This window comes from Allobosea sp. FBZP-16 (genome assembly GCF_002831785.1).
In the GTDB taxonomy this organism is placed as follows: domain Bacteria; phylum Pseudomonadota; class Alphaproteobacteria; order Rhizobiales; family Beijerinckiaceae; genus Allobosea; species Allobosea lupini.
On record NZ_LNCQ01000014.1, the window covers coordinates 51,574 to 76,306 of the forward strand.

Here is a 24,733-nt window from a genome sequence, read left to right on the forward strand (position 1 = left end):
CGGCCTAAGCGCCCCGCTGCCGTGCCGGCTGCAGCCGCGTGCCTGTCCACTTTCCTGTCGCGAGGAAGAAGCCGGCAAGGATCAGCGCCATGCCGGCGAGATGGAAGCCACGCACCGGCTCGCCCAGGACCGCGACCGCGAGCAGCGCCGTGAACAGCGCGACCAGATGGAACGAGACGCCGGTGACGCTCGGGCCCAGCGTCGCGACGCAATGGCCCCAGAGGATGAAGGCGATCAGCGAGGCGAACACGCCGATATAGAGAACCGCCGCAACCGAGCCCGCATCGGTCGGGATGTGCGCGCCTTGCGCCAATTCGAACGCCCAGAACGGCGCAAGCACCAGCAGGCCCGCCGCCATCGTCGCGGCCAGGAAGACGAGCGGGCTCAAGCTTGCCGGCTTGCGCCGCAGCAAGACGGAATAGATCGCGTAGTTGGCGACGGCGATCAGCACCAGGAGCTCGCCGCCATCGGCCCGCAATCCCCCGAGCTGTTGCAGGTCGCCGCGCGCGACGATCCAGACCACGCCGGTGAAGGACAGCGCGATGCCGGCGAGCGTCCGGCCGGAGACACGCTCGACACCGAGCGCGAAGGCCGCGAGCGGCACCATCAGCGGCAGGGTCGAGTTCAGGAAAGCGACGCTGGCGGCCGGCGTCGTCCGCAAGGCGAGATATCCGAGCGCGTTGTAGCCGGCGATGCCGAAGGCGCCGCAGGCGGCGATCAGGGCAAGGTGCCGCCGCAGCAGCGCCCGCTGCCGCCAGGCTTGCCGGCCGATGAACGGAGCAAGGCAGGCCAGCGCCACGAGCCAGCGCCCGACGGCGAGCGAAACCGGCGGAAAGCTCGGCCCCAATGCGCGCCCGAGCACGAGATTGCCGGCCCAGAACAATGGCGGCAGCCAGAGCAGCAGGAGCGGACGCCCCCAGAGCCCTTTCAGCAGCGTGGACATGGCCGGCCTCACCCGCCGTCGAGGCCGATGCGCAGGCGCCGATTGTGCCGGCCCTTGTTGTCGATCTTCAGGATGCGCAGCGGGCGCGACGCTCCCGTAGACGCCAGATGCGTGCCGCCACAGGCCTGGCGATCGAGCCCGGCGATCTCGACGACCCTGATCCGGCCATCGGCCGTCGGCGGCGGCGTGACCGAGCGCGAACGGATCAGGCCGGGCTCGTCGAAGGCCTCGCCCTCGCCGACATGGGTCTCACGGACCGGCAGGTCCTGCCTGATCACGTCGTTGATGGCGCCTTCCAGACCGCGCAGGCGCTCATTGTCGGCCTCCGGCAGGTCGAAATCGATCCGCGCCGTGCCGTCCTCATTCATCTGGACGCCGGTGACGAGCGCGCCGTCGAAGCCCTGATAGACCAGCGCATTGACGATGTGCAGATCGGTATGGAGCTCGCGCATGAGCTGCCGGAACGGGCGGTCGACCTCGGCGACCACGGCCCCCGAGAGCAAGATCGGCTCGGCCAGAAGATGCCAGATGCCATCGCCTGCGTCCTCGAAGCCGGCGATCGCGACCTCGCCGCCCGACCATTGCAATGTGCCCTTGTCGGGAAGCTGGCCGCCACCGCCGGGATAGAACGGCGATCGATCGAGCCGGATACGGCCCGGCTCTGCGGCCGTCACGACGGTTTCGAGGGCGAACACCTCCGGCTCGTCCAGGCAGAAATAGCGCGTCACACGAAGACTCCTTTTCGAAGAAGTCTGGGGACGCGGCTTGGAACCGTATTGGCGGAAATTGACCGATCAGCGGGCGCGGCCGGCAGCGCCCGCCCGCTGATACTGCAAGGGCGTGATGCCGAAGGAGCGCTTGAAGTGCCGCGTCAGGGCGCTCTGGTCATAGAAGCCGCTGGCCAGCGCCGCGTCGGCGATCGGCACGCCGGCCTTCAGCTCCCGGATCGCCGCCTTCAGCCGGAGCTGGGTCAGATAGGCATGGGGCGTCAGGCCGGCCGTGCGTTTGAACAGGCTGATGAGCTGGAACGGGGTCATATCGACCCAAAGCCCCATCTCGGTCAGGCTCAGCCCGCTTTCCGCATGCTGCGAGGCCATCCGCCCGGCCACAAGCGAAAGCGCGGCCTCGTCGCGCGGCGCAATCGGGATCGCGTGGGCGCCGTCGCCATGACGCGCGAAGAGCTGGCCGAAGCTGGCGACGAGGAGTTCGCGCTCTTCGAGCGGATCATGGCCGTCATCCAGGCTGCGATGCAGCCGGCCGAAAGCCGCGATCAGATCGGCGTCACCAATGACATTGCGCATGAAATAGGCCGGGCGATCGATGCCGAGATCGGCCGTGACCTGATCGATGGCGGGTTGCGTCAGATAGAACGAGCGATAGCGCCAGCTTCTGCTCCAGCCCATGCGGCCGGAATGGGGCTCGGCGGGGTTGAAGACGAGCAGCACGCTCTCGCGAGCCTCGTCGCTGCGGCCGCGGCTCTTGAACTCGGAGCCGCCGCTCTCCGTCACTGCGACGACGAAGGCCTCGTGCTGGTGCGGCGCGTAGTCATGCGTGGTGAAATCGGCGTGGAGGCAGCTGAGTCCGTCGACGCCGGTCGCGTTCCAGTAGCGTGCGGTATTGTGCCTATCGACACGGGCCAACGGCGCATTCCTCTCATCTCGGCGCAGTCTCGCACGATCCCTCGATCGCGTCCAAGCCCGGCGTCCGTCAGCGCCGGCCGCAGGTCGCAGCGCTTGTAGTCACAAAAAACCGGCCCCTTTCGGGGCCGGTGAAGCGCACCTTGCGCGAATTCGTCACGGACCGCCGCGGTCCGCTCTGGCATGTCAGTGTAGTGTCGGTGCCGGCATGGTCAGCCGCACGCGCTCGATCTCATCCTTCAGCAGCAGCTTCTTCCGCTTGAGCTCTGCCACGCCGAGATCGCTGGACGAGGGGCTGGCAACCGCCTGGGCGATGGCTTCCTCGAGCTGGCGATGCTTGCGTTCGAGCTCGGCGAGATGTGTCTGCAGCGACATCTGGATCCTCCTGATGAGCGTTCTAGCAAGAGAAGTCTGACACAGAGCCGGCTTCGCGTCTGCGGGGCAGACGTGCACTGCACCATGAGTTTCTGTGATCCCTTCCGGGACCTTTCCCGAGGCGCATGAATGCGAGCGAGCCGGCCCGCATCACGCCAGCGACACCTTGCCGGGCCGCCCGCGCCTGCGCATAGTCGGACGCGATCGCGGCGATGATGAGACGGCTTCATGGGATTCGAATTGAGCGCGGAGGAGATCGAGGTTCTGCAGGCGGAACTCGCGCGGTTGCGTGAGGAACATCGCGATCTCGACAGCGCCATCGATGCGCTCGAACGCCTCGGCCCGATCAACCAGATCCAGATCCAGCGCTTGAAGAAGCGCAAGCTCTATCTGCGCGACCGCATCTCCTATCTCGAAGACCAGCTGACGCCCGACATCATCGCTTAGCCACGGAAAATCCGCAGGAATCCCGATTCGCCGCTTGCCTATGACGCAGCGGCCAGTCTAGATCGCGCGCTTCCTCCCTCCTGCCGGGAAGCGCCGATTTCATGGCCGAGCCGACCCCACCCGTCGCCATCATCATGGGCAGCCAGTCCGACTGGGCGACGATGCGCCATGCCGCAGACACGCTTGCCGAACTCGGCATCGCCTTCGACGCGCGCATCATGTCGGCCCATCGCACGCCGGACCGGATGTATGCCTTCGCCAAGGGCGCCAGGGCAGAAGGCTTCAAGGTCATCATCGCCGGTGCCGGCGGCGCCGCGCATCTGCCGGGCATGACCGCTTCGCTGACGCCCCTGCCCGTGTTCGGCGTGCCCGTCGAATCGAAGGCGCTCTCCGGCCAGGACAGCCTGCTCTCGATCGTGCAGATGCCAGGCGGCATCCCGGTCGGCACGCTCGCCATCGGCAAGGCCGGTGCGATCAACGCCGCCTTGCTCGCTGCTGCCGTCCTCGCCCTCTCCGATGAGGCTCTCGCCGAGCGCCTCGACGCCTGGCGCGCCAAGCTCAGCGCCGCCGTAGCCGAGCGCCCGAAGGACGACGCATGAGCCCGCCCGATCCGCGCGGTCTCGGCCCCGGCGCCGTCCTCGGCATCCTGGGCGGCGGCCAGCTCGCTCGCATGCTGGCGCTGGCCGCAGCCGATCTCGGCGTGCGCGTGCATATCTTCGCGCCCGAGCCCGACAGCCCGGCCTATGAGGTCGCCGCCCGCCACACCATCGGCGCCTATGAGGACGAGGCGGCGCTGGCCAGCTTCGCCGATGCCGTCGACGTCGTGACCTACGAATTCGAGAACGTCCCGGCCGCGACGGCCGCCTTCCTAGCCGCCCGCACCCCGCTGCATCCCGGCGCCCGCGCGCTCGCGGTGACGCAGGATCGCCTCACCGAGAAGCGCTTCGTCGCCGATCTCGGCCTAGCGGTCGCCCCGTTCGAGTCCGTCGACTCGCTCGCAGATCTCGAAAAGGCCGTCGCAAAGCTCGGCCGCCCGGCCGTCCTGAAGACGCGGCGCTTCGGCTATGACGGCAAGGGCCAGGTCAAGATCGCCGATGGCACCGATCTCGCGCAGGCCTGGGACGAGATCGGCCATTTCCCGGCGATCCTTGAGGGCTTCGTGACGTTTTCCCGCGAAGTCTCGGTCGTCGCCGCCCGCGCCGCCGACGGCTCCTTCGCCGCCTTCGACGTCTGCGAGAACGAGCATCGCGACCATATCCTGGCGCTGACGCAGGTGCCCGCCCGCATCGGCGCAGCCGCGGCGGACGCCGCGATCGAGGCTGCCCGTCGCATCGGCGAGGCGCTCGGCTATGTCGGTGTCTTCGCCGTCGAGTTCTTCCTGGTCGAAGGCAAGGGCGGCGAGCAGGTCGTCGTCAACGAGATTGCCCCGCGCGTCCATAATTCCGGACACTGGACCAGCGAGGGGGCGCAGACCTCGCAGTTCCACCAGCATGTCCGCGCCGTCTGCGGCTTCCCGCTGGGCGCGACGGCGCGACGCGGGCGCGTCACCATGCAGAACCTGATCGGCGACCAGGCCAACGACTGGCGTGCCATCCTGGCCGAGCCCGGCACGCATCTGCATCTCTACGGCAAGCGCGAGGCGCGGCCGGGCCGCAAGATGGGCCACGTCACCCGCGTCCTCCCCGACAGGGACTGAACGCCGGACCGCTCCGGCCTCCGAAACTCGCGTGTTTTCACGCGTTTTGCGGCGTTGCAGCGTGGACAGCCCCAGGGATTTCTGGTATCCGCACGACCCTCGCGGCGATCTTCCGGACGGGAGGTCGCCGCCCCGTTTCCGGACCACCGACAACGACGGACTAAAGACGTGCAGGTTCTTGTTCGCGACAACAATGTCGACCAGGCGCTGCGGGCGCTGAAGAAGAAGATGCAGCGCGAGGGCATCTTCCGCGAGATGAAGCTCCGCGGCCATTACGAGAAGCCGTCCGAGAAGAAGGCGCGCGAGAAGGCCGAGGCCGTCCGCCGCGCCCGCAAGTTGATCCGCAAGAAGCTGCAGCGCGAAGGCCTGCTGCCGGCCCCGGTCAAGCCGAAGCGCCCTGAGCGCCCCGCCCGGCCGGCAATCTGACCACGCGAGAGGCCAGGCCGCTCGCTAGTGCCACTGATATCTACGGGCGCCTGGAGCTTCTCCAGGCGTTGTCGTTTTTGAGAGCAGGATGCGAAGAAGTGGGACCCGATCTTTCGCATTAATCCTGCTCTAACTCTTTGATACGAGACGGATTCGGACCTCGATGAAAACGCCTTGCGTTTACATCGAATTCAACCGGCGCTAACTCGTTAACCAAACTTTGTCAGGGCTTGGGCGTTTTGGAGGATGGCGGCGCACCGGGGCGGTGGCGCCGCATGGCAGGCGAGAGTTGTAAGGCGATGGATAAGAGCATGCTCACAGGCAGGAACTGGCTGATCGCGACGGGCCTGGCGCTCGCGCTCGCAGGCTGCGACACGGTGAGCATGAGCTCCGGCGCCGGCGTCGCCGAGCTCCAGACCGAAAACACCGAGGCAGCCAGCGTCAACATCGGCTCGCTCAGCGAGGTGATCAACCGAAACCCGAACGATCCGCAGGCCTACAACACGCGCGGCGCAGCTTACGCCCGCATCGGCCGCTATTCCGACGCCATCTCCGATTTCACCAAGGCCGTGCAGATCGACGCCAATTTCGCGCCGGCCTATACCAATCGCGGCCTGGCGCTGCGCCAGAGCGGGCGTAACGACGCCGCGCTCCAGGATTTCAACCGCGCCACCACCGCCAATCCGAACTACGCCCCGGCCTTTGTCGCACGCGCCAACCTGCTGCGCCTGCAGGGCAACAGCCAGCAGGCGCTGGCAGACCTCAACACCGCGATCCGCCTCAACCCGGAATCGCCCGAAGCCTTCCATGCGCGCGGGCTGGTCTACCAGAAGGAAGGCCAGCATCAGCAGGCCGTCACCGATTTCGACTCGGTGATCGACCGCAATCCCTATACCGCCCCGCCCTATATCGCCCGGGGTGAGAGCCTGAACGCGCTCGGCAAATACGATTCCGCGCTGGAGGACTTCACCGCCGCGCTCAATGTCGACAACCGCAATGCCGCCGCCTGGGCCGGCCGCGGCTTCGCCTTTGAGAAGCAGGGCAAGAAGACCGAGGCGAGCGAGGCCTATCAGCGCGCCCTCGGGCTCGACGGCAACAACCAGATCGCCCGCGCCGGCTCCGCCCGCCTCGGCGGCGGCGGCATGTTCCGCCTGTAAGGCAGGCGAGCCTACTGCGCCGCAGCGGTCACCGTCTCGCTGCCCGCCAGCCGGCTGGTGGCGAGATCGGCGAGGAAGCGCCTGATCTCCTGCACCGAGCCATGGGTCGGCAGGTTCCCGTGATTGCCCTCCGGAAAGCGGATGAAGCGCTTAGGCAGATTGGCGAGCGCAAACAGCGCCTCGCCCTGGCTGAACGGGATGACACCGTCACGTTGTCCGTGCAGAACGAGCACAGGCGCTTTGACCTTGCCGATGGCCTCGTCCGAGCGGAACTGGTCATGCATGAACAGCCCGACCGGAACATAAGGGTAGAGCTGCTGCGCCACTGCAGCGGTCGAGAGATAGGGTGCTTCGAGGATCACCGCCTTGAGCGGAACCTCGGCCGCCAGCTTCACCACCACGCCGGTGCCAAGCGACTCGCCGTAGCCGATCAATCGCTCCGCGCCGAAGCGCGTCACGGCCGACGCATAGGCGGCGCGCGCATCCTGCGCCAAGCCGTCCTCGGTGGGTAAGCCGGTCGAGCCGCCATAGCCGCGATAATTGACCGCGAACAGGCCGGTGCCGTCCTGCGTCAGGGCGCGAAAACGCGCCTGCCGGCTCGGCCGGCCGAAGTTGCCGGCATTGCCGTGAAAGAACAGCAGCACCGGCTTGCCCTCGCGCGGCGGCACCACCCAGGCGACCAGCTTCTCGCCATCGGCTGCCGTCAGCACTGTCTCCTCGACGCCCGGCAGGTCTGCGCTGGCGATCTCCACCCGGGCCGGATTGCGCGGATACATCATCTCGCGCTGCTTGACGTAGAGCAGCGCCAGCACGGCGCCGTAGGCGCAGAACGCGCCGATGGCGAGAAGCTTCAGGATCCTGCGCATCGCCCGCTGGCCTCGGTCATCGCCCAAACGAAAGGGCCGGCATCGAGCCGGCCCTTTACGACGTTCCGATGACGAATGCGCCGGCTCAACTGCGCCGGCGCCTTGACGATTCCGTCAGTGCCAGGCCTCAGCCGCTCAGTAGAGCAGCAGCGCCAGCAGCATGAGGACGAAGGGAACGAGCGTGGCGCGCCAGCCGATCGACGGGGCGGCGATGCCGATGCCGGTGCCGACCAGGGTCAGCAGGGTGCCGATGATGGCCGTGCCCCAGGCGTGCTTGGTGCCGCCGACCGCGAGCGCCGCGACGATGGCGAGGCAGGCGACCGTACCGACCTCGGCGAAATGCACGAAGCCCACATAGGTGCGCTCATGCTCCGGATAGTCCATCTGCGGAATGTCGGAGGCGTGTCCGTGGTCGGCCATGAAGGAAATCCCGATTTCAAACCTTGTCCTGACGCCCTGTAGCGCACCTGAAAAGGGTCGGCAACGGGAGTGCCGGAACGCCGACGGCCATTTTCCGGACGCCGCAGTACAAAGCCACCTGAAAACGCGCAGCGTTGCTGGTTGCAGCGGTTCGGAGCGCCAACCAGGTGGCGCGACTTATGGCAGCAGTTCCGGCGGAACACGGCGCGGATCATAGCCGCGTGGCCGATTCTTCTCCGTCCAGCCATAGAGACCTGCAACAAGAATGCCGCCGGCCAGTGCTGCAGCCAGCATGCCGAGTTCGCCGGAGAGCAGGAGCAGCACCAGCGGCAGCGCCACGAAAAGCAGCCCGGCGATGATCAGCAGCACCTGCATGACCCTCAAGCGCCCCTCGCTAACCCCCGCCGAGAAGCGCACCGTGCCGGCGGGCCTCTGTGCCAGCGAGGCATGCAGATCGCGGATGAACGCGGCGTAGACCAGGCTGCGCTGCTCATCGGGAAAGCCGAAGGCGCTGCTGGCGACCACTTGCAGCGGAGCCGATCCTTTGAAGCGGATTTCGCAGGAGCCGAAATCGCCATGCCGGGTGATGTGGGCGACCGTGAGATGCACGCCGCTGATATCGGAAAGCGGCCGCGTCTCCTCGCCGCCGCCATTCGCCCAGAACAAGCGTTCGTCGGTCAGCGCGACGCCTTCATCCGCCAGCTTGAGCGCGAGCCCGCCCGCACCGGGCCGCACGAACAGGCCATAGTCGCGCCGCCGTGCCTCGTCCTTGATCGCATCCGGCATCATGCCCCTCCGGCGAGGGATTGTGCCGGACTGGGGTAGAATTGCCGATTCCGGCGATCAGGAGCTGGCGAGCCCGGCCGCAGCCAGCGCCGCGCCCTGCTCGCTCGCCACACGCTCCACGCTGAAAGCCTCGATCTCCTCCTCGAACAGCCGGTGGAAGTTGAGCTCGGCATCGAGATGCAGGAAGACACCGCCAAGGCCGATCGCAGCGCGGTCCATGAAGACGAATTCGCGCGGCACCGTCACCGGCCCCCGCGCCTTCAATGCCGAATGGACCTGGAACGCCTGCTTGCGGCCGTATTCAGCCGGGCTGACGCCCTCGGCGATGCGGCGCGTGCGATCCTCCAGCAGCGGGCCGTAGATGAACTTCGCCCAGATGTTGAGGGTTTCGATCAGCTCCTTGTTGAGCCCCTTGAAGCCCCAGACCTCATAGGCATGGACGACTCGGGCCTCTTCTCCTGTGAGCAGGCCGCGATAGAGATCGACCACGCCGCCGACGAAGCTCGGCGGGAAAATGCGGATGCAGCCATAGTCGAGCAGATTGATGCCTGCCGGCGTGTCGTCCTCGGAGAACACTGTGTAATTCCCGAGATGCGGGTCGCCATGGATCACGCCGTGATGGCTGAACGGGCGCCACCAGGCCCGGAACATCGCGGTCGAGATCCGGTCGCGGACCTGCTGGCTCGCCTGCTTGTGGTTGAGGATCTTGTCGCCATCGAGCCAGCCCATGGTCAGGAGCCGGCGCGTCGACAACTCCGCCACGACATCCGGCACGCGCACCTCCGGCGTCGCCGCGAGCATGCGCCGGTAGAGCGCGACATGCTTGGCCTCGCGGCGATAGTCGAGCTCCTCGCGGACGCGGGCGCTGATCTCCTTTGCGATCTCGCTGGTGTCGATCACCGCGCCCATGCGCCTGTGCAGCCCAAACAGGATTTCGAGCTGGGAGATATCGGCTTCGACGGCCGATTCCATGTCGGGATATTGCAGCTTGCAGGCGAGCGGGCTGCCTTCGAGCGACACCGCCCGGTGCACCTGCCCGAGCGAGGCTGCCGCAGCCGGCTTGAGATCGAACTCGGCGAAGCGCTCGCGCCAGCTCGCGCCGAGCTCGGCCTGCATGCGACGCTTGACGAAGGCGGCACCCATCGGCGGCGCCTCCGATTGAAGCTTCTGCAATTCGGCGGCGTATTCCGGCGGCACCACGTCGGGGATGGTGGCGACGAGCTGCGCCACCTTCATCAGCGGCCCCTTCAGCCCGCCCAGCGCCTTGGCCAGCGCCTCGGCATTGGTGGCGTTGCGGCCCTCCAGCCCGAACAGCTTGGTGCCGGCGATCCGCGCCGCCACCCCGCCGACATTGGCGCCGACACGGGCATAGCGCGCCGCGCGGGCAGAGAATCGATTCGCTTCGCTGTCGCGTTCGGACATTAGGCACTCACTGACGTCGTGACAGGCAGCATGTAGGGGCTGCGGCGGCCGGTGCCAATGCGGCCATGACTGCAGCGACGCACCGCCAGGCTCTTTCCGGGCCGCAATCGTGCGGAATCGTCGCCTTTTCCGAACCTCCCCTCGCCAAGGGCCCCGGCGTTCCAAAGTGGTACAATTATTGCTGTGATCGCCATGGCCAGAGAGGCCTGGCAGAATTCAGGCGCTCCCACCGCGGACACGTGAATGGGGCGGCGATCGATCGGAGAGGCTGGCGACAGGCGATACCGCTCGCGGGGATCGTCATCGGCGGCGCATGCCAGGGTGTTCAGGCTGTCGCGAAAGCATCGGACCGGAAAGTGGCCTCCACGTTCCCGACAGTCCCGATGCCTCGACGAGGGAACGGGTCACCACCTCGCGTTCGATGGGACGCTTGGCGATCCGGTGTGTGCCGATGCGTTCCTTGCTCCGCTTTCGCTCGAGGATGAATGCGCTCGAACCGGATCGCCGGCTATTACGCGGTCGATGCCGTGCCAGGCTTCCTGGGGCGGGCGTCGGACCTCACCCGCACGCATCTGCCGGAACTCACCGGACTGCGCGGCGTCGCGATCCTGATCGTCGTCATCGGCCATTTGCTGCAGCGCGTCGAACGCTTCTACGGTCGCGAAGCACTCAACGTGATCGAGACATCGCTACTCGGCATTCTGGCGACGCCGTTTTCCGGCTGCAGGTTGCTGTTCTGCATAACTGGCTTCACATTGATCTTATATATCCAGAAAGAGGCAAAAAATCATTCGAAAATCGATGACTTTAATCTTCTGAAAAATAGACTTACGCGGCTATGGCCGCCCTATTTCATCGTTCTATTCGCAACTTTTACAATGATTTCAATCACAGGATACAGACCTGCTGGTTCATATCAATTTTATGGAGCGCCGGAATCATTATTTCTGAGCTTCGTGACGAGCGCCCTGTACGTTCATGACCTGGCTTTTGATTCGTTTCCGCGTCTTTTCCCACCCGGATGGTTTTTGGAGGTCCACTTCCAATTCCTGATCATCGGGCCGGTCCTGTGGCGATGGTATCGCCGAGCCTCCGAGCGAAACGGCAGGGTGTTGACGAGCCTGCTGTTCCTGACGACGACGGTGCTCGTCGCCATCCTCGCGGAGACATATGGCTCGCGCGGCATCCGGTACTCGCTCCTCGCTTTTCTGCCCTATTTCGCCGTCGGCGCGCTGATGGCGGAATTCACGGCGAGCAGTCGCGGCCGGGCAGTGGATCTCGCCCCGGCGATGAAATGGCCCGTCGGATCGCTGGGGGTCCTGGCGCTCATCCTCCTCGGTACGCCGTGCGGCCCGATATGGTGGCAACTCCCTGCGCAACTCGCCGCTATCGCCGCGATAATGCTCGCCTGCCTGACCGGGCAGTCCGGTTTCCGACGCGCCATGAGCAACCGGGCACTGGCAAGAATCGGCACCGCGTCCTTCTCGATCTATCTGGTTCACCTGCAGATTCTGCAGATCACCATGCCGATCGTCATCGACCACTACCGGCACCTGCCGTTCCTGGCGCTGGTTCTGCTTTGCGCGATCGTCGGTCTCGCGCTCGTGCTGACACTGTCGTTGGGCTTCTATTGGCTCGTCGAACGGCCCTGCGTGGCATTGTCGCTGGGCTCGAAGCGCTGGCCCGGCAAGACGACACGCTTCTCATAGCTTGCGCACCCGCGGGCGCTTTGCGCGGGCAGGTTCGCCAGCATCATCGGCGCGCTATGCGACGCACCTCATGTGCAGCTCCGTCCGAACCTCCGCCACGCTCGCCGGGCGCCCTCCCGCCGCCTCGATCTTGCGGACGATGTCGGCGATCAGCTCTGCATTGCTGCGCGTCTCGCCGAAGGGTGCATCCTCCAGCCCGGCACGGGCATGGACGCCGCGTGCGACTGCGGGCGCGACGATCTCGCTGAGGTCGACGCCGAGCCCGGCGATCATCACCGGGGCCTGCGGCGCACACTCCGCCAGCAGGGCAAGATGGGCCTCCAGCGCATAAGGCTTCGGCGGGAAGCCCCAGGCGAAGGCGTCCGAGAACATCAGCCGGTAGATCGGCGTCGGCATGCCGGGATAGGCCTTGGCCAGCGCCGCGCCCAGGCGGGTGAAGCCGGGCTCGTAGATCGCATAGCTCGGATGGATCCTGTGCGCCTGCGCGACCGCCATCCCCTCGCGGATATGCTCGCCGGGGTTCTGGTAGATGAAGCCGGCCTCGCCGCCCGGGATGCCGGCGAAGGTCGTCCAGTTGCACGAGCCGGGCTCGAGCACGCCCCATTCGACCAGGCCGCGCTTGGCCAGTTCCTCCAGATGCGTGTAGCGGCCAGAGCCGATCATGTCGCCGGCGTAACCGGAGCCGAGGATCGGGATCGTCGGGTAGACGATCGCATCGACCTTTGCCCTGATCCCCTCGATGGCTTGCGCATAGAGTTCCCAATCGTCGCGCTGGCGGCCGGTCTCGAGATCGTAGACATGCAGGTGGACGATCGCGGCGCCGGCCTCGACCGCGGCGATCCCGTCGGCGACGATGTCGGGGATCGCGATCGGAATGCCGGGCTGGCGCTCCTTGCCCCACGGCCCGTTGATCGCGGCCTCGATCCAGATCGGGGTTTTCATGGGGGTGCGTCCTTCGGCCAGTTATCGCGGATCCAACGCGTCAGCCCCTCCTCCTCGACCTCGCCGGCGGCGAGTGCGAGGATGATGGCGGCGGCATCGGCCTCGCTCGGCGCGAACTCGATCCCGTTCAGCCGAAGGAAGATAATCAGCGCCAGCAGCGAGACACGCTTGTTGCCGTCGATGAAGGGATGTTTCTTGGCGATGCCGAATGCATAGGCTGCGGCCAGCGCCGCCATGTCGGTCTCGCCATAGGCAAAGCGGTTGATAGGCCGCGCCAGAGCGGATTCCAGCAAGCCCCGATCACGAATGCCGTCGGGGCCGCCGAAGAGTGCCAACTGCTCGGAGTGGATATCGGCTACGACGTCAGCGGTGAGCCAGAACGGCTCGGTCATTTCGCTAGCTCGCGCAGCGCATTGGCGTATTGCTTCATCGCCTTGCGGGCGATCGCCATGGTGCGCTCGTGCAGATCGTCACGGGGAGTTAGCTTGAAGGCGCCCTCCGGCTGCTCGACCACCGTCAGCTTGTCGCCTTCGGCCAGCTTCAATCGCGCCAGCAGCTCCTTCGGCAGGATGATGCCGACAGAATTTCCGATCTTGCGGACCTGCAAGACCATGGCCTGCTCGCCCGCGGGCTTTTCGGGCTTGTTCATGGCGTGCTTCCCTGAGCGGTGTTATACAAACCGTATAACATAAACTCGGCTGGCGCGCAGTCTGGCAGGAAGCCGGGGCTAATGGCCGGACTAGGGAAAGCTCTCGATCCGCTGATAGATCAGGCCGGAGCCGGGAGCAGGCAGGTTTCCGGCCTGCACCCCGCCCCGCAGTGCCTCGGCCGTCGCTCGCGTAACATCCGGAGCATCGGCGAAGACGAGCGCGACAGCCTCCTCCGACATCGCGGCCTGCCCCATGATCGGATGCCCGCCGGCATCGGGCGCGGTTCTGCCGAGCCTGATCGTTGGGCGCTTCTCCGCCTCCAGCCATGCAGCCACGCGCCCAGCGCTGGCATCAGCCATCCGCAGCATGACGAGACTGCCGCCATGCGGACAATCGGCACCGACCAGAGCATTGCAGGCGAGCCGCAACGGGTTGCGCAAGAAAGGGCGCATCGCCAGCGTGACCGCGTCCGGGTGCTCGGCGAGCCGACGATACTCCGGCGAATTCAGCACCGCGATGTCGGCGAGATCATAGACGGTGAGGTAATCGGGCGATCCGCCGCCAACAGCCTGATAGCGCGTGGCGCGCAGGATGCCCGGGACCGTGAAGCGCTGCGGAACATGATGGCCGCCATGCCAGCGTTCATAGGCCTCGCGCTGGGCCGGATCGACATCATTGGCGAAGACGAGGAAGGCGCTGCTTTTCATGGCTGCAGCATCACCTTGATCGCGGTGCGGTTGCGCATCAATGCAAAGCCGTCCAGTGCGTCCTCCAGCGGCAAGCGGTGACTGATCAGCCTGCGAAAGCGCTCGGGTTCATCCGCTATCGCCGCGACCACCTCGTTCCAGCGCGCCACCGGCGCACGATAGGAGCCGATGATGCCCTGCTCCAGCCGCACCATCGCGGTCAGATCGAAGCTGGCCGGCCGGGCATGGATGCCGCAGATCACAAGCACGCCGCCGGGCGCGAGCAGGCGCTGTGCCGCACTCGCGACCTCCGGCACGCCGGTCGCCTCGAAGATCACGTCATAGCCGGAGGGAGCCAGCGGTCCATCATCGGCGAGCGCATCCCTGGTATCGCCGAAACCAAGCGCGCGGGCGCAAGCCAGCCTCGCCGCGTCGTTGCGTCCGGCTATCGTCAAAGCCGCGGCTCCCGCCCGCTCGGCGAAGAGTGCGACGCCGAGCCCGATCGGTCCGGGGCCGATCACGAGCACGCGCTTGCCCTCGACTGTGCCAGCACGCGACACGGCCTGCGCCGCAACCGTCATCGGTTCTGTCAGAGCCGCGAGTTCTGCGTCCAGCCCTTCGGGCACGGCCACGCAATTGCGCGACGGCACGCTCGCCAGACTGGCGAAACCGCCATTGCGCCGGATGCCGATGCCGCTCCGCGCCGTGCAGCCATCCTCGCCGCGCTGCCGACAGCCTTCGCAGTGTCCGCAGGTCACCGAGGGCCTGACCACCACGCGCTGGCCAATCCACTCTGACGGGCCGCGCTCGACCGTGCCGGCGAATTCATGACCGAGCGTGACCGGCATGGCGCTCGCCATCGCCTCATAACCCGCCGTCCAGTCGGCGATGTGCAGATCGGTGCCGCAGATGCCGGCAGCCTCGATGCGGATCAGCATCTCGTCGTCGCCCGAGAGAGCCGGCGCCTCGACTTCATGACAGATGAGCCCCGGTTCAGGCGCGGCCTTGCGGATGGCGAGCATTGCAGGAACCCGTCTAGTCGACCTTGACCCCGGCTTCCTTGACGACCTTGCTCCAGATTTCGCTCTCGCGCTTGAGGAAGCCGTCGAAGTCGAAGCCAACGGCCGCAGGGATCGAGCCGCTGGCCTCGAGCTTGCGCCTGAGCTCTACATCGCCCAGCGCCGTCGCCAATGCGGCGCGCTGCTTCTCCGTCACCGCCGGTGGCGTGCCCTTCGGCGCCATCAGGCCGACCCAGGCGGAGACGTCGAAATCGGCATAGCCCTGCTCGGCGACGGTCGGCACCTTCGGCAGCAGGCCGGCGCGCTCGCTGGTGGTGACGGCGAGCGCCTTCAGCGAACCGCCCTCGACCTGCCCTGCGACCGCAGCCAGCGTCGCGAAGGTGACGTCGAGCGAGCCGCCTGCGACATCGGCGAGCGAAGGGCCTTCGCCACGATAGGGCACATGCTGCATCTTGCTGCCGGTGCGCATGGCGAAGAGCTCGCCGGCGAGGTGGGCGACGGTGCCGGTGCCGCCCGAAGCGAACAGGATGGGCTCGGGCCGCTGCTTCGCCAGCGCCTCCAGATCCTTCATCGTGTTCACGGGCGAGTTCGGCCGGGTCACCACGACGAAGGGCAGCTTGGCCATCAGCCCGACCGGAACGAGATCGTTGCGCCAGTCGAACGGCATGCTCGCCCGCAGCGCCGGGTTGATCACCATCGTCGTCGGGGCTGCGAGCAGCATGTAGCCATCCGGGTCGGCCTTGGTGACGGCCTGCGTGCCGGTCATCGTCGCGCCGCCGCCGCGATTGTCGATGATGACGCGCTGGCCGAGGATGCTGCTGAGAGACTCGGCGATCAGCCGCGCCGTGACGTCGACGCCGCCACCGGCCGCGAAGGTGACGATCAGGGTCACGGGCTTGCCCGGATAGGATTGCGCCAGTGCCGGGCAGGCCAGCGTCGCCGCCATGCCGGACAGGACGAAGCGACGGCTCACGGCCGGTTGACGCGTCTGCATGCTGCAATCCTCCCTGATTTTTCTGCGCGCACTCAAACGGAGCCGGCTCGCCGATTCAAGCAACGTTGCATGCGGCAACTATAGCTTTAAGGCATAGATCCTGCGCGCAGCTCATCCTTCAAGCACTGCTCGAACCGTTCAGTCACCTCGCCACGCGCGGCGAGCGGCCGGTGCAGATAGGCTTCGTAACGCCGGGTCGTCGGCACAGGCAGACATCGCAAGCGAGACATGTCGGCGGCGCGCGCCGAGAACTCGTCGACGATGCAGACGCCGACCCCAGCCTCGACCAACGCGACCGCCGTCTCGGCGAAGCGCACAAGATGCGTTCGGGCCGGCCGCAAGCCGTGATCGGACAGGATGCCGGCTGCCATGTCGCCATGGACGGAGCGCGGCTGGAAAACGATCCAGGCGCGATCGGCCAGGCCTGCGAGACTTGCTTCGGCAGAGGGTATGTCCATGCCGGCCGGCACCAGCAGCATCGGCCGGCCATTGCCGACCGGCGTGCTGACCACCTCATGGTGCAGCACCGGAAACAGCGTCACCGCAGCATTGGCAGCACCGTCGAGCAGATAGGGCAGCACCTGGCTGACGGTCAGGATGTCGAGTTGCAGGGAGACGGCGGGCATGCGCTCGACCAGCAGTGCCAGCGCCGCAGGAACCAGGCCGCGGCCGATGCTGGGCGAAGCACCGCAGCGGAACACCGCGTGCTCCGGCAGCGCCGCCTGCGCCGCCCGTTCCACCGCCGAGCGCATCTGCTCGTAGGCGCGGTCGATCTCGGCGAGGAAACGTGCCGCTTCCTGGGTCGGGGTCAAACGGCCGCGGACCCGGTTGAACAGCCTGGCGCCGAGCTGATCCTCCATGCGCAGGATCATCCGCGTCACCGTCGGCTGCGCGATGCGCAATTCGCGCGCGGCGCCGGCGAGGCTGCCGGCCGCCATCACCGCCTTGAACACCTCGATCTGGCGGAAGGTCAGCACGCTTTCCTCGCGGGGCATGCCGGCGAGAAAACCGCCGGTCTCGACGGCAGCGAAGCCGCCGAGACCGGCAGGGTCAAGCGATCACTCGCCCTTGTTGACCGAGATCGGCTTCAGCGCGTTGCTCGGCTGGACGTACTTCGCGATCAGCGCGTCATAGGTGCCGTTCGCCTGCAGCCGCTCGAGCGCGCCCTTGACCGCGTCGCGCAGCTGGCCGCCCTCGGCCGTCTTCGGGAACGGGATGCCGGTCAACGAACGGGTGAAGGGCTCGCCGAGCGGGATATAGGTGTTGGGCTCTAGCTTCTGGAAATGCGTCATCGTCTCGCTGCCCTGGACGCCGCCCTGCAGGCGCTGCGTCTTGAGCTGGGTGCGGGCGTCGACCGACCCCTCGGTGCCGACCACGGTGATCGCCGGCTTGCCCTTGGCGACGCAGTTGGCATCGCTCCACTCGCCGATCTGCTTGGGCCAATTGGTCGAGCGGCTGGCACCGACGCTCTTGCCGCAGAGATCCTCGACGCTCTTCACCGAATCCTTGAATGCAGTGACCGTGTAGAACTGCGCGCCCGAGACCATGTAGTCGACGAAGTCGACCGTCTCGCGCCGCGCCGGCAGGTCGCTCATCCCGGCCATCACCATGTCGACGCGGCCGGTCGTCAGCGAGGGCAGCATCTGGGCGAAGGCAGTGTCCTGCCATTCGGCCTTGACGCCGAGCTCCTTGGCGATGGCCTCGCCGAGCTCATAGTCGAAGCCGGCCATCTGGTTGGTCGCCGGGTCCTTGTAGACGATCGGCGCGTAGTTCGGCTGGGTCGCGATAACGATCTTGCCGGCGGTCTTGATCCGGTCAGGCAGAGCCTGGGCCTGAGCGGCGAGCGCGGTGCCGGCGAGCAGCGCGGCGGCGAGCGAAAGGCGAAGCATGGTGGTCTCCCTCTTGTCTTTGCTTGGATTCACTGGGTCTTGGCTCACTTGAGGACGGCGGCGATGAAGTCACGGGTGCGGGGCTGCTGAGGCGAAACCAGCACCTGCCGCGGCGGCCCCTGCTCGACGATCTCGCCCTTGTCCATAAAGACGACGTCGCTCGCGACTTCGCGGGCGAAGCCGAGTTCATGGGTCACCACGATCATGGTCATGCCGGAGGCGGCGAGGTCGCGCATCACGTTCAGCACTTCGCCGACGAGCTCCGGGTCGAGCGCCGAAGTCGGCTCGTCGAACAGCATCACCTGCGGCTTCATCGCCAGCGCGCGGGCGATGGCGATGCGCTGCTGCTGGCCGCCCGAAAGCTCGATCGGATAGGAATCGCGCTTCTCGGAAAGGCCGACGCGCTCGAGCAGCGCCATGCCCTCGGCGACGATCTCGCGCCGCGGCCGCTTCAGCACCGTGAGCGGCCCCTCGATGATGTTCTGCAGCACCGTCATGTGGTTGAACAGGTTGAACCGCTGGAAGACCATGCCGGTCTTGAGGCGCTGGCGCGCGATCTCGGCATCGCTGAGTTCGTGCAGTTCGTTGCCGACGCGGCGATAGCCGATCAGCTCGCCGGCGACGGTGATCGCGCCGGCGTCGATCTTCTCGAGCTGGTTGATGCATCGCAGCAGCGTCGACTTGCCCGAGCCGGACGGGCCGATGATGCATTGCACGGCGCCCGGCAAGACCGAGAGCGAGACATTGTTCAGCGCCTTCAGCGGGCCGAACTGCTTGGTGACGCTGGCGGCGACGACGATCGGGGACAAGGCGTTCACGCGGCGGCCTCCTCGGCGACCTGCGGCTTGGCGCGCCGCTCGCCCCGGCCCTTGGAGAAGGCGCGTTCGAGGAAGAACTGACCGATCTGCAGGAGCGTAACGACGAGCAGGTACCAGCCGGCCGCGACGATCAGGAGTTCGATGACGCGAGCATTGGCATAGTAGACGTTCTGCGCATTGCGCAGGATCTCGGAGAACTGGATCACGCTGGCGACCGAGGTCAGCTTGACCATGCTGATCACCTCGTTGCCGACCGGCGGGATGATCACCCGCATCGCCTGCGGCAGCACGATCCGGCGCAAGGTCGTCAGCCGGGTCATGCCGATCGCCTTGGCGGCTTCGGTCTGGCCGAGATCGACCGAGAGGATACCGGAGCGGACCACTTCGGCGGTATAGGCGCCCTGGTTCATGCCGAGGCCGAGCAGCGTCGCCATGAACGGCCCGATGATGTCGATGGTGCGCCACTCGATCACGCCGGGGATGCCGATCGTCGGGAAAACCAGCGCCAGATTGAACCAGAGCAGCAATTGCAGCAGCAGCGGCGTGCCGCGGAAGAACCAGATGTAGAACAGCGCGACGCCGCGCAGCACCGGGTTCGGCGACATGTACATGATCGCGAAGACCACGCCGAGCACGATGCCGAGCCCCATGGCACAAACGGTCATGATCAGCGTGTTGACGAGGCCGGCGAGGATGGCCGGCGCGGTGAAGAATTGCGCCACCACCGGCCAGGCGATCTGCCCCTGTGCGAACGCCTTGACGATCCAGGCGAGCACGAACAGGATCGCGGCAGCGGCAATCCAGCGCCCGTAGAAGCGCTTGGGCACGATAGTCAGGCCGGCAATCTCGGCAAGGCCGCGATCCGGCATGGTCTGGGTTGCACTGCTCATGCCGCGCGCTCCCTCGTCCACTGCGCGAAGCCGGAGAGCCAGCCGCGGAAGCGCCCGATCTGCTCGGCGACCCGCGCCGGCGCTGTCCCGCCATAGCCGCTGCGCGCCGCCACCGCCGCATCGAGCGTCAGCACCGCGAGAACGCTCTCGTCGAGGCGTGGGTCGATCGCACGCAGTTCCACCGGCTCCAGCCCTTCGAGCTCGCGGCCCATCTCCTCGCAATAGCGCACCAGCGCGCCGCTGATCTCATGCGCTTCGGCGAAGGGCACGCCCTTGCGGGCGAGATGATCGGCGACTTCGGTTGCAAGCGCAAAACCGGCACCGGCCTGCGCCCGCATTACGTCGGTGCGTGCCTCCATCGTCTCGATCAGCCCGGCGAACGCCGGCAGCACCTCGCCGAGCACGTCGACCGCATCGAAGGCGGCACGCTTGTCCTCGGCGAGGTCGCGGTTATAGGCGAGCGGCAGGCCCTTCAGCGCGCCCAGCATGGCGACGAGCTCGCCGGTGAGGCGCGCCGCCCGGCCGCGCGAGATCTCGGCGATGTCCGGGTTCTTCTTCTGCGGCATGATCGAGGATCCGGTCGCAAAGGCGTCATCGAGCACGACCCAGCCGAACTGGCGCGAGGTCCAGAGCGTGACCTCTTCCGCCAGCCGCGACAGGTTGGTCGCCAGCATCGCCGCGACGAACAGGAATTCCGCGACATGGTCGCGCGCGCCGACGGCATCGACCGAATTCTCGCAGGGGCCGTCATAGCCGAGCGCCCTGGCGCTGAGTTCGGGCGTCAGCGCAATCGCCGAGCCGGCGAGCGCAGCGGCTCCCAGCGGCGAAAGCGAGGAACGCTTTTCCCAGTCCTGCAGGCGGCTGGCATCGCGCGACAGCGCCTGGCCATGGGCCATCAGCCAATGGCCGAAAGTCACGGGCTGGGCGCTCTGCAGATGGGTGAAGCCGGGGCAGACCGAGGCCGCATGCCGCTCGGCCTGGCCGGCTATGGCATCGAGCAGTTCGGCCAGCATCGCGCCGATCGTCCGCGCCTCGGCGCGCAGATAGAGCTTCAGGTTGTTGGCAGCCTGGTCGTTGCGCGAGCGCCCGGCCCTGAGCTTGGCCCCGGTCGCGCCGATGCGGGCGATCAGCACGCGCTCGATGAAGGTATGGACGTCCTCGTCGCTCTCGTCCGGCGCGAGCGTCCCGACGGCCAGATCGGCGGCGATCGCTTCGAGCGCTGCCACGATGGTCCTGGCCTCGTCCTGGCTGAGCAGTCCGGCGCGTTCGAGTTCGGCCGCATGGGCCTTGCCGCCGGCGATGTCCTGCGGGGCGAGACGGGCATGGGCGCCGGCCGCGCTCGACAGCTTCATCATGCGCGGGTCGGGCGACTTGCGGAAACGGCCACCCCATAGGCGCGTATTATGATTCATGATGCTCTCCCCTTGCCTGAAACACTGCCCTCTTGACCGCGCAACCGGCAAACGAAACGATCTCCTCCAGGGTAGTCGCTGAAGGAATATCTGTTTGGCCGGTCGCAACCTCCCGCCGTCGACCACGGCGCTCCGGGTCTTTCTCGCTGTCGCCCGCCTCGGCTCGACGGCGAAGGCGGCCGGCGAGGTGCACCTGACCCAGAGCGCCGTTTCCAAGCAGATCCAGGCGCTGGAAGACCATCTCGGCACGGAGCTGTTCGAGCGCAGCCCCGCCGGGCTGAAACCGACCGAGGCCGGCACGATCTATCGCCCCTATGCCGAGGCCGCGATCGAGCAGATGGAACGCGGCGCCCGGCGCCTCGCCGAGCGTGCCGCGATCGGCCGGCCGATCCGGCTGCACATGATCGCCATCGCCGGCGAGCGCTGGCTGATGGAGCGCTTCCCCGAATTCGCACAGGCCCATCCCGAGATCGACGTCCAGTTCACCAATTTCGTCAGCGAGAACGAGATCGAGGAAGCCGACTTGGAGATCGTCCACGGCTTTGGCCCCTGGCCGGACCGTGAGTCGCACTACCTGTTCGGGCGCCAGGTCGCGTTGGTCGCCGCGCCCTCGGCGCTGGAGCGCCTGGGCGGCTTCAATCGCGCCGCCGACATCCAGAAGATGACGCTGCTGCAGCATTTCCAGATGCCGGCCTTCTGGGCCGAATTTACAGAGGCGCACGGCCTGCGCGGCGCGGTGCCGGCCCACACCGTGCGCTACGGCTACTATTCCGTGATCATCCGCGCCGCCGTCGCCGGGCTCGGCGTCGCGCTCGCGCCACGCTGCTATGTCGCCGAGGAACTGGCGTCCGGCGCGCTGGTCAATCCGCTCGGCCTCGATTTCGACAGCGCGACCGGCTGCTGGCTGACCGTCAATTCGCAGAGCGAGCGCAGCCCGGCCCTCGACACGCTGGTCGCCTGGCTCTGCGAGGAGGCTCGCCGCTTCGAGGCCGCGGGTTGAGCGCACAAGGCGCATGCTCTAGACCGACCGCCATGCTTCCGATGGCGAAGGCCCGATGCGCATAGCCGTGACCGGACGAACCGGGCAGGTCGTCCAATCCCTTCTCGCTCGCGCGCAGGCGGCAGGTGTGACCGTGATCCCGGTCGGCCGGCCCGAGCTCGACCTAGCGCAGCCGGACGGCGTTCGGCAGGCGCTCACCAACGCGCAGCCCGACTGCATCGTCAACGCCGCCGCCTATACCGCCGTCGACAGGGCCGAAACCGAACCGGAGTTCGCCCTGCGGATCAACGGCGCTGGCGCCGGTGCCGTGGCCGTGGCGGCTGTGGCCCTCGGCGTGCCGCTGATCCAGATCTCGACCGACTACGTCTTCGACGGCATGGCGCCGCATCCCTGGCGCGAAAGCGACGCCACCGCTCCGCTCTCGGCCTATGGCCGCTCCAAGCTCGCCGGCGAGGAAGCGGTCATGGCGTCCGGTGCGGACTGGACGATCCTGCGCACGGCATGGGTCTACAGCCCCTACGGCGGCAACTTCGCAAAGACCATGCTGCGCCTCGCTGAGACCCGGGCCGAGGTCGGCGTCGTCTCCGACCAGTTGGGCTCGCCGACCAGCGCGTCAGACCTTGCCGAGACGATCATCGCGATGGCGAAGACGCTGGTCGCCCGCCCCGGCAATGCCACGCTCCGCGGCGTCTTCCATGCCGCCGGCACAGGCGAGGCAAGCTGGGCTGATCTGGCAGAGACTGTGTTCGCAGCCTCTGCGGCACTTGGCGGCCCGAGCGCCAGAGTCAGGCGCATCGCCACGATCGACTACCCCACCCCCGCGCGCCGGCCGAGCAATTCCAGGCTCGATTGCAGCCTGCTCGCGGCACGTCATGGCCTGTGCCTGCCGCCCTGGCAGGGTTCCGTGCAAAGCTGCGTCGCCACATTGCTCGCGCCATCGCGAAGCTGAAGGAGCCATCATGAAGGGGATCATCCTCGCCGGCGGCAGCGGCACGCGGCTCCACCCGATGACCATGGTGACGTCGAAGCAGCTTTTGCCCGTCTACGACAAGCCGATGATCTACTATCCGCTCTCGACGCTGATGCTTGCCGGCATCCGCGAGATCCTGATCATCTCGACGCCGGAGGACGCGCCTCGCTTCGAGGCGCTGTTCGGCAGCGGCGAATGCTGGGGCCTCAAGCTCTCCTATGCGATCCAACCGAAGCCGGAAGGCCTGGCGCAGGCCTATCATATCGGTGCCGATTTCGTCGCCGGCGGCCGCTCCGCCCTGATCCTCGGCGACAATCTCTATTATGGCGACGGCCTCACCGGCGTGCTGCACCGCGCCGCCGCCCGTGACCAGGGCGCCACCGTCTTCGCCTATCGCGTCAGCGATCCCGAACGCTATGGCGTCGTCTCGTTCGACGCCTCCGGCAAGGCCCTCTCGATCGAGGAGAAGCCCAAGCTCCCGCGCTCGCATTGGGCGGTGACCGGGCTGTATTTCTATGACGAGCAGGTGGTCGACATCGCCCGCAAGCTGAAGCCCTCGGCCCGCGGCGAGCTCGAGATCACCGACATCAACCGTGCCTATCTCGAACGCGGCGCCCTCAATGTCGAGCGGCTTGGCCGCGGCTATGCCTGGCTCGATACCGGCACGCCCGAATCCCTGATCGAAGCCTCGGAATTCGTGCGCACGCTGGAGCGCCGCCAGGGCTTCCGCATCGCCTGCCCGGAGGAGATCGCCTTCGAAAACGGCTGGATCGATCGCGAGCAATTGCGCGCGCTCGGTGAGGCGCTGTCGAAGAGCAGCTACGGCCAGTACCTGCTTGGCGTCGCCAGGCGCGACCATTCGGCCTGACCCCGCACTTCCCATGCCGGTGCAGAGCGCTCATGCTGCGCCGGCGCTGGCCGAAAACGCTGGGCTGGCCGAGATTGCATCAGAGCCGCGCCGATGACGTGCACGAGGATCGAAGACCCGATGAACGCCCCCGCCACCACGCCCGGCATCTCGCGGCACCCCGCCCTCGACGGCCTGACAGCGTCACTGCGCGAACTCCTCGGCCCGCGCTGCTCGACCTCGGACAGCGAACGCGAGCATCACGGCCATGGCGAATCCTATCATCCGACCAAGGCACCCGACGTCGTCTGCTATCCGCTGACCACCGACGAGGTGAGCAGCATCGTCAAGCTCTGCCATCAGGCGAAGGTGCCGGTCATTCCGTTCGGCGCCGGCACCTCGCTCGAAGGCCATGTCGTCGCGCTGCATGGCGGCGTCTGCATCGACCTCTCGCGCATGAACGCGATCACCGCGGTCAATGCCGAGGATCTCGACTGCACGGTCGAGGCCGGCGTCACCCGCAAGCAACTCAACGAGCACCTGCGCGACACCGGCCTGTTCTTCCCGGTCGATCCCGGCGCCGACGCCACCCTCGGCGGCATGGCCGCGACGCGCGCTTCTGGCACCAATGCCGTGCGCTACGGCACGATGAAGGACAATGTCCTGGCGCTCACCGTCGTACTCGCCGACGGCACCATCCTGAAGACCGGCGGGCGCGCCCGCCCATCCCCC

Annotated in this window: 29 protein-coding genes; 10 read left to right on the top strand and 19 right to left on the bottom strand. The window is 67.0% G+C overall.

Annotation, left to right across the window (positions count from 1 at the left end):
• Nucleotides 1-4 precede the first annotated feature (4 nt).
• From CXY91_RS04405 to CXY91_RS04420, 4 genes are all read right to left on the bottom strand, one after another.
• On the bottom strand, nt 5-943 hold the full coding sequence (locus tag CXY91_RS04405; protein ID WP_100959449.1) for a DMT family transporter: 939 nt from the start codon (nt 941-943) through the stop codon (nt 5-7).
• An 8-nt stretch (nt 944-951) separates the two neighbouring features.
• Entirely contained in the window at nt 952-1,671 is a 720-nt protein-coding gene (locus CXY91_RS04410) for an alanyl-tRNA editing protein (RefSeq protein WP_100959450.1), read from the bottom strand.
• A gap of 66 nt (nt 1,672-1,737) precedes the next feature.
• Nucleotides 1,738-2,583 carry a helix-turn-helix domain-containing protein gene (locus CXY91_RS04415; RefSeq protein WP_100959451.1) on the bottom strand — a complete coding sequence of 282 codons (846 nt, stop codon included), beginning with the start codon at nt 2,581-2,583 and terminating at the stop codon, nt 1,738-1,740.
• Nucleotides 2,584-2,766: 183 nt separating this feature from the next.
• Nucleotides 2,767-2,955 (bottom strand): YdcH family protein, encoded by a 189-nt coding sequence (locus CXY91_RS04420; protein ID WP_091838802.1) that lies wholly within the window; start codon nt 2,953-2,955, stop codon nt 2,767-2,769.
• 228 nt (nt 2,956-3,183) lie between these two features.
• Here CXY91_RS04420 and CXY91_RS04425 point away from each other — a divergent pair, with 228 nt between their 5' ends.
• From CXY91_RS04425 to CXY91_RS04445, 5 genes are all read left to right on the top strand, one after another.
• Nucleotides 3,184-3,402: a YdcH family protein gene (locus CXY91_RS04425; RefSeq protein ID WP_100959452.1), complete on the top strand. Its 219-nt coding sequence runs from the start codon at nt 3,184-3,186 to the stop codon at nt 3,400-3,402.
• 101 nt (nt 3,403-3,503) lie between these two features.
• Complete coding sequence (gene purE, locus CXY91_RS04430) at nt 3,504-4,001, top strand: 5-(carboxyamino)imidazole ribonucleotide mutase (RefSeq protein ID WP_091838792.1); 498 nt, start codon at nt 3,504-3,506, stop codon at nt 3,999-4,001.
• On the top strand, nt 3,998-5,098 hold the full coding sequence (locus tag CXY91_RS04435) for a 5-(carboxyamino)imidazole ribonucleotide synthase (protein ID WP_100959453.1): 1,101 nt from the start codon (nt 3,998-4,000) through the stop codon (nt 5,096-5,098). Before purE ends, CXY91_RS04435 begins: the two co-directional genes overlap by 4 nt.
• A 168-nt stretch (nt 5,099-5,266) precedes the next feature.
• Complete coding sequence (gene rpsU, locus CXY91_RS04440) at nt 5,267-5,524, top strand: 30S ribosomal protein S21 (protein ID WP_091838783.1); 258 nt, start codon at nt 5,267-5,269, stop codon at nt 5,522-5,524.
• Nucleotides 5,525-5,835: 311 nt separating this feature from the next.
• Entirely contained in the window at nt 5,836-6,681 is an 846-nt protein-coding gene (locus CXY91_RS04445; RefSeq protein WP_244543937.1) for a tetratricopeptide repeat protein, read from the top strand.
• Between the two features lie 11 nt (nt 6,682-6,692).
• On the opposite strand, the gene CXY91_RS04450 is transcribed toward CXY91_RS04445, so the two are convergent.
• The 4 genes from CXY91_RS04450 to CXY91_RS04465 form a co-directional block, all read right to left on the bottom strand.
• Nucleotides 6,693-7,547 carry an alpha/beta hydrolase gene (locus CXY91_RS04450; protein ID WP_100959454.1) on the bottom strand — a complete coding sequence of 285 codons (855 nt, stop codon included), beginning with the start codon at nt 7,545-7,547 and terminating at the stop codon, nt 6,693-6,695.
• A 135-nt stretch (nt 7,548-7,682) separates the two neighbouring features.
• The gene (locus CXY91_RS04455; RefSeq protein ID WP_091838771.1) at nt 7,683-7,967 is read right to left on the bottom strand and encodes an aa3-type cytochrome c oxidase subunit IV; all 285 of its coding nucleotides are present in this window, start codon (nt 7,965-7,967) and stop codon (nt 7,683-7,685) included.
• A gap of 177 nt (nt 7,968-8,144) precedes the next feature.
• The gene (locus tag CXY91_RS04460) at nt 8,145-8,753 is read right to left on the bottom strand and encodes a hypothetical protein (protein WP_158673260.1); all 609 of its coding nucleotides are present in this window, start codon (nt 8,751-8,753) and stop codon (nt 8,145-8,147) included.
• 57 nt (nt 8,754-8,810) lie between these two features.
• On the bottom strand, nt 8,811-10,175 hold the full coding sequence (locus CXY91_RS04465) for an ABC1 kinase family protein (RefSeq protein WP_100959456.1): 1,365 nt from the start codon (nt 10,173-10,175) through the stop codon (nt 8,811-8,813).
• 485 nt (nt 10,176-10,660) lie between these two features.
• Here CXY91_RS04465 and CXY91_RS04470 point away from each other — a divergent pair, with 485 nt between their 5' ends.
• On the top strand, nt 10,661-11,884 hold the full coding sequence (locus CXY91_RS04470; RefSeq protein WP_100959457.1) for an acyltransferase family protein: 1,224 nt from the start codon (nt 10,661-10,663) through the stop codon (nt 11,882-11,884).
• 54 nt (nt 11,885-11,938) lie between these two features.
• On the opposite strand, the gene CXY91_RS04475 is transcribed toward CXY91_RS04470, so the two are convergent.
• The 11 genes from CXY91_RS04475 to argH form a co-directional block, all read right to left on the bottom strand.
• Nucleotides 11,939-12,826, bottom strand: a complete 888-nt coding sequence (locus CXY91_RS04475; RefSeq protein WP_100959458.1) for a beta-keto acid cleavage family enzyme — start codon at nt 12,824-12,826, stop codon at nt 11,939-11,941.
• Nucleotides 12,823-13,218 (bottom strand): type II toxin-antitoxin system death-on-curing family toxin, encoded by a 396-nt coding sequence (locus tag CXY91_RS04480; protein WP_100959459.1) that lies wholly within the window; start codon nt 13,216-13,218, stop codon nt 12,823-12,825. The genes CXY91_RS04475 and CXY91_RS04480 overlap by 4 nt, the downstream gene beginning before the upstream one ends.
• Nucleotides 13,215-13,475 (bottom strand): AbrB/MazE/SpoVT family DNA-binding domain-containing protein, encoded by a 261-nt coding sequence (locus tag CXY91_RS04485; RefSeq protein WP_442896439.1) that lies wholly within the window; start codon nt 13,473-13,475, stop codon nt 13,215-13,217. The genes CXY91_RS04480 and CXY91_RS04485 overlap by 4 nt, the downstream gene beginning before the upstream one ends.
• 90 nt (nt 13,476-13,565) lie before the next feature.
• Nucleotides 13,566-14,183 carry a hypothetical protein gene (locus CXY91_RS04490; protein WP_100959460.1) on the bottom strand — a complete coding sequence of 206 codons (618 nt, stop codon included), beginning with the start codon at nt 14,181-14,183 and terminating at the stop codon, nt 13,566-13,568.
• Nucleotides 14,180-15,184 carry a zinc-dependent alcohol dehydrogenase gene (locus CXY91_RS04495; RefSeq protein WP_100959461.1) on the bottom strand — a complete coding sequence of 335 codons (1,005 nt, stop codon included), beginning with the start codon at nt 15,182-15,184 and terminating at the stop codon, nt 14,180-14,182. The genes CXY91_RS04490 and CXY91_RS04495 overlap by 4 nt, the downstream gene beginning before the upstream one ends.
• Before the next feature lie 13 nt (nt 15,185-15,197).
• The gene (locus CXY91_RS04500; protein WP_100959462.1) at nt 15,198-16,175 is read right to left on the bottom strand and encodes a Bug family tripartite tricarboxylate transporter substrate binding protein; all 978 of its coding nucleotides are present in this window, start codon (nt 16,173-16,175) and stop codon (nt 15,198-15,200) included.
• 86 nt (nt 16,176-16,261) lie between these two features.
• Entirely contained in the window at nt 16,262-17,152 is an 891-nt protein-coding gene (locus CXY91_RS04505; RefSeq protein ID WP_210202593.1) for a LysR family transcriptional regulator, read from the bottom strand.
• 81 nt (nt 17,153-17,233) lie between these two features.
• Nucleotides 17,234-18,064 carry an ABC transporter substrate-binding protein gene (locus CXY91_RS04510; protein ID WP_100959464.1) on the bottom strand — a complete coding sequence of 277 codons (831 nt, stop codon included), beginning with the start codon at nt 18,062-18,064 and terminating at the stop codon, nt 17,234-17,236.
• A gap of 44 nt (nt 18,065-18,108) precedes the next feature.
• Nucleotides 18,109-18,873 (bottom strand): amino acid ABC transporter ATP-binding protein, encoded by a 765-nt coding sequence (locus CXY91_RS04515; protein ID WP_091839411.1) that lies wholly within the window; start codon nt 18,871-18,873, stop codon nt 18,109-18,111.
• Nucleotides 18,874-18,878: 5 nt separating this feature from the next.
• Nucleotides 18,879-19,772, bottom strand: coding sequence for an amino acid ABC transporter permease (locus tag CXY91_RS04520; protein ID WP_100959465.1), 894 nt, complete (start codon nt 19,770-19,772; stop codon nt 18,879-18,881).
• Entirely contained in the window at nt 19,769-21,184 is a 1,416-nt protein-coding gene (gene argH / locus CXY91_RS04525) for an argininosuccinate lyase (RefSeq protein ID WP_100959466.1), read from the bottom strand. Before argH ends, CXY91_RS04520 begins: the two co-directional genes overlap by 4 nt.
• A gap of 94 nt (nt 21,185-21,278) precedes the next feature.
• Here argH and CXY91_RS04530 point away from each other — a divergent pair, with 94 nt between their 5' ends.
• The 4 genes from CXY91_RS04530 to CXY91_RS30790 all read left to right on the top strand — a co-directional run.
• Nucleotides 21,279-22,184: a LysR family transcriptional regulator gene (locus CXY91_RS04530; protein WP_100959467.1), complete on the top strand. Its 906-nt coding sequence runs from the start codon at nt 21,279-21,281 to the stop codon at nt 22,182-22,184.
• A 55-nt stretch (nt 22,185-22,239) separates the two neighbouring features.
• Nucleotides 22,240-23,133, top strand: a complete 894-nt coding sequence (gene rfbD / locus CXY91_RS04535; RefSeq protein ID WP_100959468.1) for a dTDP-4-dehydrorhamnose reductase — start codon at nt 22,240-22,242, stop codon at nt 23,131-23,133.
• 10 nt (nt 23,134-23,143) lie between these two features.
• Entirely contained in the window at nt 23,144-24,022 is an 879-nt protein-coding gene (gene rfbA, locus CXY91_RS04540) for a glucose-1-phosphate thymidylyltransferase RfbA (RefSeq protein WP_100959469.1), read from the top strand.
• A gap of 120 nt (nt 24,023-24,142) precedes the next feature.
• On the top strand, nt 24,143-24,733 hold a 591-nt coding region (locus CXY91_RS30790; protein WP_248307350.1), incomplete at its 3' end, for an FAD-binding oxidoreductase.

Coding starts and splice junctions, on each gene's coding strand:
- CXY91_RS04405 (WP_100959449.1), bottom strand. CDS start 943: ATGTCCACGCTGCTGAAAGGGCTCTGGGGGCGTCCGCTCCTGCTGCTC.
- CXY91_RS04420 (WP_091838802.1), bottom strand. CDS start 2,955: ATGTCGCTGCAGACACATCTCGCCGAGCTCGAACGCAAGCATCGCCAG.
- CXY91_RS04425 (WP_100959452.1), top strand. CDS start 3,184: ATGGGATTCGAATTGAGCGCGGAGGAGATCGAGGTTCTGCAGGCGGAA.
- purE (WP_091838792.1), top strand. CDS start 3,504: ATGGCCGAGCCGACCCCACCCGTCGCCATCATCATGGGCAGCCAGTCC.
- CXY91_RS04435 (WP_100959453.1), top strand. CDS start 3,998: ATGAGCCCGCCCGATCCGCGCGGTCTCGGCCCCGGCGCCGTCCTCGGC.
- CXY91_RS04445 (WP_244543937.1), top strand. CDS start 5,836: ATGCTCACAGGCAGGAACTGGCTGATCGCGACGGGCCTGGCGCTCGCG.
- CXY91_RS04450 (WP_100959454.1), bottom strand. CDS start 7,547: ATGCGCAGGATCCTGAAGCTTCTCGCCATCGGCGCGTTCTGCGCCTAC.
- CXY91_RS04455 (WP_091838771.1), bottom strand. CDS start 7,967: ATGGCCGACCACGGACACGCCTCCGACATTCCGCAGATGGACTATCCG.
- CXY91_RS04460 (WP_158673260.1), bottom strand. CDS start 8,753: ATGCCGGATGCGATCAAGGACGAGGCACGGCGGCGCGACTATGGCCTG.
- CXY91_RS04465 (WP_100959456.1), bottom strand. CDS start 10,175: ATGTCCGAACGCGACAGCGAAGCGAATCGATTCTCTGCCCGCGCGGCG.
- CXY91_RS04470 (WP_100959457.1), top strand. CDS start 10,661: ATGCGCTCGAACCGGATCGCCGGCTATTACGCGGTCGATGCCGTGCCA.
- CXY91_RS04475 (WP_100959458.1), bottom strand. CDS start 12,826: ATGAAAACCCCGATCTGGATCGAGGCCGCGATCAACGGGCCGTGGGGC.
- CXY91_RS04480 (WP_100959459.1), bottom strand. CDS start 13,218: ATGACCGAGCCGTTCTGGCTCACCGCTGACGTCGTAGCCGATATCCAC.
- CXY91_RS04485 (WP_442896439.1), bottom strand. CDS start 13,475: ATGAACAAGCCCGAAAAGCCCGCGGGCGAGCAGGCCATGGTCTTGCAG.
- CXY91_RS04490 (WP_100959460.1), bottom strand. CDS start 14,183: ATGAAAAGCAGCGCCTTCCTCGTCTTCGCCAATGATGTCGATCCGGCC.
- CXY91_RS04495 (WP_100959461.1), bottom strand. CDS start 15,184: ATGCTCGCCATCCGCAAGGCCGCGCCTGAACCGGGGCTCATCTGTCAT.
- CXY91_RS04500 (WP_100959462.1), bottom strand. CDS start 16,175: ATGCAGACGCGTCAACCGGCCGTGAGCCGTCGCTTCGTCCTGTCCGGC.
- CXY91_RS04510 (WP_100959464.1), bottom strand. CDS start 18,064: ATGCTTCGCCTTTCGCTCGCCGCCGCGCTGCTCGCCGGCACCGCGCTC.
- CXY91_RS04520 (WP_100959465.1), bottom strand. CDS start 19,772: ATGAGCAGTGCAACCCAGACCATGCCGGATCGCGGCCTTGCCGAGATT.
- argH (WP_100959466.1), bottom strand. CDS start 21,184: ATGAATCATAATACGCGCCTATGGGGTGGCCGTTTCCGCAAGTCGCCC.
- rfbD (WP_100959468.1), top strand. CDS start 22,240: ATGCGCATAGCCGTGACCGGACGAACCGGGCAGGTCGTCCAATCCCTT.
- rfbA (WP_100959469.1), top strand. CDS start 23,144: ATGAAGGGGATCATCCTCGCCGGCGGCAGCGGCACGCGGCTCCACCCG.